Source organism: Segatella buccae ATCC 33574 (genome assembly GCF_000184945.1).
Lineage (GTDB): Bacteria > Bacteroidota > Bacteroidia > Bacteroidales > Bacteroidaceae > Prevotella > Prevotella buccae.
This window is the reverse complement of sequence record NZ_GL586311.1, coordinates 2595098-2604301: the sequence shown is the minus strand read 5'-3', so window position 1 is coordinate 2604301 and position 9204 is coordinate 2595098. Positions and strand designations below refer to the sequence as shown.

Sequence of the window (9204 nt, the reverse complement as noted above, 5' to 3'; positions counted from 1 at the left end):
AGGAAAAGTTGTTCTACCATAAGATAAGAGAATATTCTCAGAACTTAAAATTTATAATTATGGTAGAATCATTTAAGACAGCTCTCAGGGAGAGCAACATGGCGGAGAATACTATTTCAGCATATATTTATGCTGTAAATGACTACTTCTCCAAGTATAAAATGCTGAATAAGCGGAATTTACTCTTGTACAAAGCTAATATCATTGAGATGTTTAGTCCTAAGACTGTAAATCTTCGTATTCAAGCACTGAATAAGTTTTTGGAACATATTGACAAACCCAAGCTTCGACTAAAATCGGTTAAAGTTCAACAACGCACCTACTTGGAGAATGTAATCAGTCAAGCGGATTATATCTTCCTCAAAAAGAAACTCAAGCAAGAAGAGAACCTAATGTGGTACTTTGTAGTACGTTTCCTAACAACTACAGGTGCTCGTGTCAGCGAACTTATTCAAATTAAAGTTGAACATGTTCATATCGGTTACTTTGATATCTATTCCAAGGGAGGAAAGGTTAGGCGGTTATTTATCCCTAAGCGTTTAAGGGAAGAAACTGAAAAATGGTTTAAAGAAACGCAACAATCCACTGGCTATATCTTTCGCAACCGTTTTGGAGAGCGTATCACTACTAGAGGCATATCCCAGCAACTCAAAAATTATGCTGAGCGGTATGGGCTAAACGCCAATGTTGTATACCCTCACTCCTTCCGCCATCGATATGCTAAGAACTTCTTAGAGGCTTTCAACGATATCGCCCTGTTAGCAGACCTTATGGGACACGAAAGCATTGAAACCACTCGTATTTATTTGCGCCGTACAGCCAGCGAGCAGCAGGCAATAGTGGACAAAGTAATTACTTGGTAGCCTCTTTTGCTTGAATTCTAATTGTTAGAATAATTGCTTGTTGTTGCAGTCTAATAAGAAGTTGTGAATAGGTTTCGAGTTTGCTGAGCAGTTGTTGAGCAGTGGCGACAGAATGATAAGTATTGAGGATTTTCACGGCTTCGTTGTATAGCATGCCTATCTTATGAGTCATGGCAACGATTTCGGAGAGTTTCTCCAAGTAAGGCTCTTTTGCAGGGTCTTGGGTGATGACCTTAAAGGCTTCACCTAAAAGTCTTGCTCGGACAAAATCACTTTTCGTTTTTGCTCCCGACTTGCGGTAGAGTCTGATAAGCTTCTGCTGGTCTTCGGAATTAGGTATTCTGATGTGCCATCTGTCCCATCGTGGGCAGGTGGCACATCTGCCGTCTGGCTTCTTTTGTTTCTGCTTTTTCATTGCTTTCTAATCACGACTTTGGAGTGATTTAATCCCCCCTTCGGGGCAAGGGTCTTTGTGGTACAAATGGCAATTTGTGGTACAAAGACACACCTTGCTGATGTTGAAAATGGGATTATAAGCCCATGCCGTGTTACTGCATTCACTGAATACAGTAACTCGGCGTAGGCTTGCATTCGAGGAATGCAGTACTTCAGAGTTTCCGCCATCTTTCCACATCATCTTTGTATTGGTCGAGATGTTCTCGAAGCACCTGCTCCACATATCCCGAAATACTTGCACCCTGCTCGCCAATCTTCCGCACCACATAGTCAAGTCTCCTTTGGGTTTCCTCCGAGACATACACGGCTTTACGATGGCTGACACGAAGCGGTTGGAGGTATTTCCCTTGAAACTCGGCTAAATGCTCTCTGCACTTGGTTTTTCCCACTCGCTGGTGAGTTTCTTCGGCAGAAACACCCCTTCCCGTTGAGGACAATCCTGTATCTTGATATGATGTTTGGGAGAAATCGTCGTGATTCTCCATTTCTTTTAGTTCCTCCAATTGAACAGGCTCAAATCTTTTCTTTTCCTCTTCATAATCTACGGGCTGGTCAAAATCGGGCAACTCTTCGGGCTTGCGGAGTTTAACGCCATAATTGCCCATATCTCGAAGGGCTTGTTCCAAACGTTGTTTCCTTTGTTCATCTATTCTTGCCATAATTTCTTGGGTATTGCGTTATAATGTCTTTCAAGCATTGTTTGTATGTCGCTCTGTTTGTAAAGTATCTTCCCTCCGATTTTGTAGAAAGGAAGTGTTCCTAAGTTTCTGTACTCTTGGAGCGTGCGTGTGCTGAGCCGTAATTGGCTGCAAACCTCCTCGCCAGTGAGGTAAACCTCTCCGCCCAGCATCGGACGGGCGGTAGCGCAATACCGCTCCAGTTTCTTCAAAGTGCCCTGCATCAACTGAGAAAACATCTGCATTTGAGGGTCTTGCTGTGTAATGATTTCTTTCTCTTCCATAGTTCATTCATTGTTTGCGTTCAGTAACTCCGTGATATCGCTCTCTTTGTAATAACACTTGTGTCCAATCATTGAGAAAGGGATTTTTCCCGTATCTCGATAGGATTGCAGGGTGCGTTTGCTGATGCCCAAACGCTTGCATACGGCTTCGTTGTCGAGCCATTCGTCCTTTACGGGCGGATTGCCGATGAGTTGTTCGATACGATGGACAAAGTCTGCAAATTCGGAGTGGTGTCGCTCCCACGCTTTGCGGTCGATAATGATAAGTTTCATTGCATTCTTTTTATTTTGATTACATTGTTATTACACGGCAAACAAACTCATATACAGTCTGTTGCCACTATTGTTGAGCGCAAAGGTAAGCGTAGAACTACATTGAACAAAGCAACGCAGAAAAGCAAGGATATAGAAGGAAGAGAAGAGAAGTTAGTCTGTCAGTCAGAAAAGCTCCTAAGCTTTCACCCAAAAGCTCTTAAGCTTTTTGTAGATTGCTTATAAGCTTTTCATAGAAAGCTCATAAACTTTAAGCGCAAAGACTGGTAGCTTTCCCTATCAGATTTGGAGTCGCCGCAGAAAAACTCTTATGTTCTGTATAAGAATGGTATGATTGCGGTAATGAGAAGAGGTGCCGGCTCTTTCCTTTTATCACATAGCAATTATTCTCTCGACAGTTCGATAGTTCGACAAATCGAGATATCGAAGTGTCGATATATAGTTTTATCGATAGATTATTTTGACGATATATAGTTTTGACAACAGATAGTCATGACAACAAATTGTACAAACAACAGATTGTCCGTATTATCGTTAGTCCTATCTGTTGTTGGTTGTTACACCTTGCGTCCAAAGAGCCTGAGTATGCCGTATTCTTGTCGTGCCTATACTCTACGGCAGCCCAGCCCTGCAAGGTTGGGAGAGATGAATACGACCGCACGAATATTGAAAATGGCAATACCGCCTTGAAACAGAAAAATCCTGCGGTGGAGATTCTTCTCTCCATCCGTAGGACTCGACCTTGTCAGGGCAGATAGGCTGCCGTTGTACCTTTGCACGATAAGAAACGGCTTCAGGGACTTTGCGTGCGCCTTTGCTTACAACGCCTTCGGGCTTGCTTCCTCCGTCAGTCTGACCGTTGTCAGGTTGTTGCTCTCGATGAGCAGCACTATCGTGCCTGTGAGTTCGGTGTAAAGACGGCCGTATTGCTCGTCAGAAGCAAATGTGTCCGTCAAACCGAATTTGTCGAATGTGGCTTGAATAGCCTTGTTCGACAACAGTATGGGTACGAGTTTCTCTGGTAGCGGTTCAGGCAGTTCCTTTTCAAACTCGTTCTCCAAGACGGATACAAGCGTATCGTACTTGGAAAAATGCAAGCCCTGATACAAAACCTCGCTTGCCACGCTCTCCGCTTCGGGGTGCGTAAAGCCTTGTGCTACGGCATCGCAGTAGGCTGTGAGAGCCATATCTGCCCGTGCAGTGATAAACTCCGTATCTTTCAATCTCTCGGGGTGATGCTCACTCATATAACTTCTTAATTTCAATCGAAAGTAGGAAAGTTCCTGTTTGTTGTTCTGTTTTGTATTCATGATTTTTGGTGTTAAATGTGATAGTTACTACTGAATTGAATGTCTGATGTTTTTGTTTTATTCCTCATACCTGCTGTTGTAATGGCACATTTTGCCGTGCAATCGACTCACAGTACCCCTCAAAGATTGAATACTCTCTTAGCGTGAGTGCGGTCATATCCTCCTGTATCTTGTGGTCGGTTATCTTTCCGTAGATTTGCGTCGTGCCGATATTGCTGTGTCCGAGCATCTTGCTGAGTGTTTCCATAGAGATACCATTGGAAAGGCAAATCGTGGTTGAGAATGTGTGCCGAGCCATGTGAAAGGTCAAGCCTTTCTCTATCCGGCATATCTGCCCGATGTTCACGCACGCAAAGGATGCTTTCCTTATTGTAAGATTGGGGAATATCAATTCGTCCGCTTTCTTGTCCTTGATATAGAGCGAAAGTATTTGTTTGGCAATGGGTAGAAGTGGGATAATCGCTTCCACATTGGTTTTCTGCCTTTTGATGCGGATTTCCTCTGTGCCGTCTGCATTATGGATGATGTGTTTTGGTTTGAGCCGTTGCATGTCCACACGAGCCAATCCTGTAAAGGCACAGAAAAGGAAGAGTTGTCTTGCTCGCTCAAACTGCTTGTCAATGATGGGTGTTTGCAATACTCGTTGTAGTTCCTCCGTAGTGAGATAACGCCTTGTGCGGTGTGGAAGTTCTGCTTTGTAGTCTGCAAACGGATCGATGCGGATATACTTCTTCTGCTGACCGATGCCGATAAGCTTTCTTAGGAAAATGACCACAATCTGAATAGTGGCAAGAGAGAGGTTGCGCTCTGATTTGAGGTAGAAGTCCATCCCCTCGATAAAGCCGTAGTTCAACAGAGAGTAGCGAATATCCTCCAGCCCCAAGCGTTCACGCAGATAGGACTCGATAAGCTGTGTGGCATAGATGTAGTTGACAAAGGTCGGCTTGGCAACCGTTATTCCAACGCAAGGACGCTTTTCCTTAATGAAGAGACGTGCTTCCTCCAAAAGAAAACCTTTAGACTTGTCCTCCTCCATGAGTTCACGTTTCAGCAGCTCGGCGGTGATATAGCCACGTTGCCAAACTAATTCTTGGTACTTGCCTTTGACTTGTTCCTCTTTGCTTTGTAAATATCGGTTGATTTCCTTTGTCTCTTCGCCTATACCCTTGCATCGTCCCTTACGACTGTCCCAAAGCCCGGGAGCGATTTCCTTTCCCGTGCTGTATTGCACCTGCTCACCGTCTATGGTGATGCGCCCCATAATCGGGCATTTGCCGTTCTTTTTCTCTTTGGAGCGGTTGATATAAAAGAGTGTCTTGAATGTACTTCGTGCCATAATGTCAAAGTTTTAAGGTGAATGTATCTTGTATTCGCTGCTGTATCGCTTGCATATCCCGATGGATTCTTTCAGAGGAAACCGCTGCATATACTTGTGTTGTTCTCAGGCTGGTGTGTCCGAGCATACGGCTCACCGTTTCGATAGGTACACCTGCCGAGAGTGTGATAAGCGAAGCAAAGGTGTGTCTTGCCATGTGGAAGGTCAGCGGACTTTCCATGCCGATATTTCTCTGTATGTAGTGCATACCATTGAGGATAATGTCGGTGGTCGGCACGTCAAAGACAAAGCCTGCACGCTTTCCCCTGTACCGCTCCATTATCGCCCAAGCAGGAGGAAGTACTTGTACACGATACGGTGTCTTGGTTTTTATTCGCCTGCCCTTGATGCAGAGTTCGCCTTCTTCCAAGACAATGTTTTCCTCTCTCAGATTGCGGACATCGGAGATGGCAAGCCCTGAAAAGCAAGAAAAGACGAACAAATCACGCACGATGCGGTAGTTCTCCCATTCAATCTCCAAGTCGATGATGCGCTCAAGTTCTTCCTTCGTGATGCTTCTTGGTTCCCCTTTGGGACGTTTATATCCGTAGTCCAAGAATGGATAGAAATCCAGCACACCTTTCTTCACCGCCATGCGGACGATGGTCTGCAAGGTGGATAAGGCACTCGATATGCTGCTGCGTTTCAGTCTGCGGTCGATGGTAAGATAATACTCAAAACCCTCGATAAAGGCTTTGTCCAACTGTGAAAGGGGAATGTCGCTTACCTTGTGCTTCTTCTGCACATACTCACGAAGCAGGGATAGCTGGTAGGTACGAAGTTCGAATGTCTTCAAGGCTCGGTCGATGCCTATGCGCTCCTTTGTCTGTGTGAGATACTCCCCGAAACTCTCCAAGAGCAGGGTTTGGCGGTGGATTTGCCCCTGATAGGCATCCCTCACGTTTGTGGCGGTAAAGCATTCTCCTCTTTCACTGAGTTCGTGAAAGCGTGCGTGGATGAGTGCGGTGCATTCACCGAGTTTCTGATTGACGGACACTGCCATTGCACTCTTGCCGACGAGCCTTTGCTTACGGCTGTCCCAAAGAGCGAGCGGAGTCTTACACTTGGTGGAGAACCCCGAATGGGTTCTGCCTACGGAGATGCGCCCGATGACAGGCACAAGTCCTTTCTTGTCGGTTCGTTTCGCCTGAACGAAGAACGATACTTTGAGTTTGTTTTCTTTCATTTTTCTGTCGTTTTTTCTAAATTTCCTTTGCTTGCAAAGGTACAGATGAACAAGTATTCCCAAGCGATGCAGAAAAATGAAAGATGAAGAATAAAAACCTATGACACAGTTGTTTACCTTCAATTCGTAACCCCTTTTTGCTTTTTCCTTAATGGGTTACGAATTGGTAACGGAACTCCTGCCGTTTGATGCTCGTTTTCGCTTACCCTCAAAATAGCAAGAAAATGCTAAATGGTACTATTTCAAATAGTTACATTCCTTACATTTCCCTCTGTTTCCCTTAATTCTTAATGACTGATTACGCCCGCAAGATGAGCTTAGATCTACGCATGATTGATGAAAATGGGTACTCAGACCATATAGACAACAAGGCAAACCACTGCGCCAAGCTGCTCAATGACTATTACCAAAAGTTCGACGCACAGAAAGGTACGCAGTTCGTTTTCTCTGATTTAGGTACTTATAAGCCCGGTGGAGACTTCAATGTCTATTCGGAAATCAAGAGAAAGTTGGTGGAAGACTATCATATCCCATCCTATGAAATACGCTTCATTCAGGAATGCAAGAACGAGAAAGCAAAGAAGGCAATGGTAGATGCGATGAACCGTGGTGATATTCGCATTATCTTTGGTTCTACCTCAATGTTAGGCACAGGCGTGAACGCACAGCAGCGGGCCGTTGCGGTCCATCATTTGGATACGCCGTGGCGACCATCGGACTTAGAACAGCGTAACGGGCGTGCCATCCGTAAAGGAAATCTTGTTGCCAAGGAGTTTGCCGACAACAAGGTCGATGTGATTATCTATGCCGTGGAACGCTCGTTGGACAGTTATAAGTTCAACCTTTTGCATAACAAGCAACTCTTCATCAATCAGCTGAAAAGTAACCAGCTTGGCAGTCGCACCATTGATGAGGGTTCGATGGATGAGGACAGTGGCATGAACTTTTCAGAGTACGTGGCCGTGCTTTCGGGTAATACCGACCTACTGGAAAAAGCCAGACTTGACAAGAAGATTACCACCTTGGAATCAGAACGTAAGAACTTCCTCAGGGAGCGTGATGCTGCAGCGGGCAAGTTGGCGGAGATTGACAGTTCCGTGTCCTTCCATTCGGATAAGATCAAGGAAGCCAAGGCGGATTTGGAGTGTTTTGAGAAGCGTGTGGAGCGTGACAAGGAAGGACTGCCCGTCAATAAACTGACAATCAAAGGTGTGGAGGACTGCACCGACATCAAGATCATCGCCGCCCGCTTGCATGAGATTGATGAGAAGGCACGCACCAAAGGGGAGTACAACAAAATAGGTGAGATTTACGGCTTTTCCGTCATGGTCAAGACGGAGAGCAGCTCAAAGGACTTGTTTGACTGTTCGGTAAACCGCTTCTTTGTCAAGGGACAGGAAAGTATCTACTATACCTATAATAACGGTAAGTTGGCGGCAGACCCGAAACTTGCCTGTGAGAACTTCATTAATGCCTTGGAGCGTATCCCGAAGGTGATAGAGTCGCATGAGAAAGAAATGACAAAGGTTGTAGCCAACAAAGATGTTTATACTAATATTGCTAACAGTTCTTGGAAGAAGGAGGATGAACTGCGTGCGCTCAAAGGCGAGGTTGCTGAATTGGACAGAAAGATTGCCCTTACACTTGCACCACTGGAGGAGGAAAAAGATGAAACGGAAGAAAAGGAGCAAGAAGAGAATTTACCCAACAATAATTATTCTGTCGAAATGAAAAATGAGAACAATCCTGTCCAAGATAAAGAAGAGGATAGCCGTTTACAGAGTTTCAGACCCAAGTGGAGACACTAATGGATGTGTATTTGTAATTATTTGTCGAGCCGGTTAGATTTTGGCAATAAACGAGTATTATTGCCAAAATTTAACTGATTATTTTTGTAATAGTTCGCTTGTCTTGACCCAATAGAAGAAAGCTTCAGGTAGTATTTTCTTCAATTTGTTGAGTTTATTATTGACGGAAGGAGACAATTCCATGGCAAGTATGGTGTTTGGATTTCCATCGTATTTCTCAATTCTTGTGCTTGATTTTTCTATTGAGGTAGCAAGGTAAGCCGCGCGAGCCGAATCTACGATAGCTTCTTCTATGCGATATTTCCCTTTATAGATGTAGCCGTCTATTTTCTTGATGCCACTTTGCAGCATTTTGAAATCACCTTTACCCATCTGCCCTCTAGTGCCCAGACACAAGGCGGTCTCCCTAATATCCTCATAAATGAGTGACAGTTCAGCGGGTAAGCCCCGATATTGCAATTCTATTTTCCCTATTTGGGTGAAAGTATCCTTAGTGTGCTGAAAGTTACCGGAATGTTCAAACAGCCTGCCTACATCATACAGCTGCTTGATGATTTCCAGTGAGCAATCCCTGTCTCCCTTGATATAAGGAATACCAGAGGTATTGGGGGCAAATGCAGTAAGTTTATCACCGAGAATATCATCAGCGGATGGCACGGTTACCTTCAACGGCTCATCGTCCAATTCTATAAAAGGCCCTTTAATCTCGACTTCTTCAGTAGCGTGGTATTGTAAATCCTCGTACAGGACATCAAGCAGTATATATGCAGGTTTATCATCGTTCTTATAAGCGATGTGATAAAAGAATTTCGAGTGGCTCTTGGGAATATTCGTGTCTCTCTGCTGCCGTTCTTCAAGGGTCTTGGATATGAACCCGAACTTTTCTATATCTTTCAGATAGGGCTCAATATCTGTCCCGGGTGGGCAGATAATGTCAATGTCTATGGAGAATTTATCACAACTTGCGATAAA

9 protein-coding genes and 1 pseudogene are annotated in these 9204 nt (G+C 44.5%); 2 read left to right on the top strand and 8 right to left on the bottom strand.

Annotated elements, in window-relative coordinates; genetic code table 11:
• Positions 1–59: 59 nt before the first annotated feature.
• Positions 60–863, top strand: coding sequence for a tyrosine-type recombinase/integrase (locus HMPREF6485_RS10270; protein WP_004346373.1), 804 nt, complete (start codon positions 60–62; stop codon positions 861–863).
• Here the strand turns inward: HMPREF6485_RS10270 and HMPREF6485_RS10265 are convergent.
• The 7 genes from HMPREF6485_RS10265 to HMPREF6485_RS10230 form a co-directional block, all read right to left on the bottom strand.
• On the bottom strand, positions 853–1278 hold the full coding sequence (locus tag HMPREF6485_RS10265; protein WP_004346372.1) for a plasmid mobilization protein: 426 nt from the start codon (positions 1276–1278) through the stop codon (positions 853–855). The genes HMPREF6485_RS10270 and HMPREF6485_RS10265 overlap by 11 nt on opposite strands.
• Before the next feature lie 193 nt (positions 1279–1471).
• On the bottom strand, positions 1472–1978 hold the full coding sequence (locus tag HMPREF6485_RS10260; protein ID WP_004346371.1) for a DUF3408 domain-containing protein: 507 nt from the start codon (positions 1976–1978) through the stop codon (positions 1472–1474).
• Positions 1966–2280, bottom strand: coding sequence for a helix-turn-helix domain-containing protein (locus HMPREF6485_RS10255; protein ID WP_004346369.1), 315 nt, complete (start codon positions 2278–2280; stop codon positions 1966–1968). The genes HMPREF6485_RS10260 and HMPREF6485_RS10255 overlap by 13 nt, the downstream gene beginning before the upstream one ends.
• A 3-nt stretch (positions 2281–2283) precedes the next feature.
• Complete coding sequence (locus HMPREF6485_RS10250) at positions 2284–2553, bottom strand: helix-turn-helix domain-containing protein (RefSeq protein ID WP_004346368.1); 270 nt, start codon at positions 2551–2553, stop codon at positions 2284–2286.
• An 818-nt stretch (positions 2554–3371) separates the two neighbouring features.
• Positions 3372–3863: a DUF1896 domain-containing protein gene (locus HMPREF6485_RS10240; protein ID WP_004346367.1), complete on the bottom strand. Its 492-nt coding sequence runs from the start codon at positions 3861–3863 to the stop codon at positions 3372–3374.
• Positions 3864–3927: 64 nt separating this feature from the next.
• Positions 3928–5199, bottom strand: a complete 1272-nt coding sequence (locus HMPREF6485_RS10235) for a site-specific integrase (RefSeq protein WP_004346366.1) — start codon at positions 5197–5199, stop codon at positions 3928–3930.
• A 4-nt stretch (positions 5200–5203) separates the two neighbouring features.
• Positions 5204–6424 carry a site-specific integrase gene (locus HMPREF6485_RS10230; protein ID WP_044126056.1) on the bottom strand — a complete coding sequence of 407 codons (1221 nt, stop codon included), beginning with the start codon at positions 6422–6424 and terminating at the stop codon, positions 5204–5206.
• A 287-nt stretch (positions 6425–6711) separates the two neighbouring features.
• On the opposite strand from HMPREF6485_RS10230, the pseudogene HMPREF6485_RS10225 reads away from it, so the two are divergent.
• Positions 6712–8232, top strand: a pseudogene (locus HMPREF6485_RS10225) (helicase-related protein); the annotation flags it as partial.
• 78 nt (positions 8233–8310) lie between these two features.
• On the opposite strand, the gene HMPREF6485_RS10220 reads toward HMPREF6485_RS10225, so the two are convergent.
• On the bottom strand, positions 8311–9204 hold an 894-nt coding region (locus HMPREF6485_RS10220; RefSeq protein WP_004346362.1), incomplete at its 5' end, for a nucleotidyl transferase AbiEii/AbiGii toxin family protein.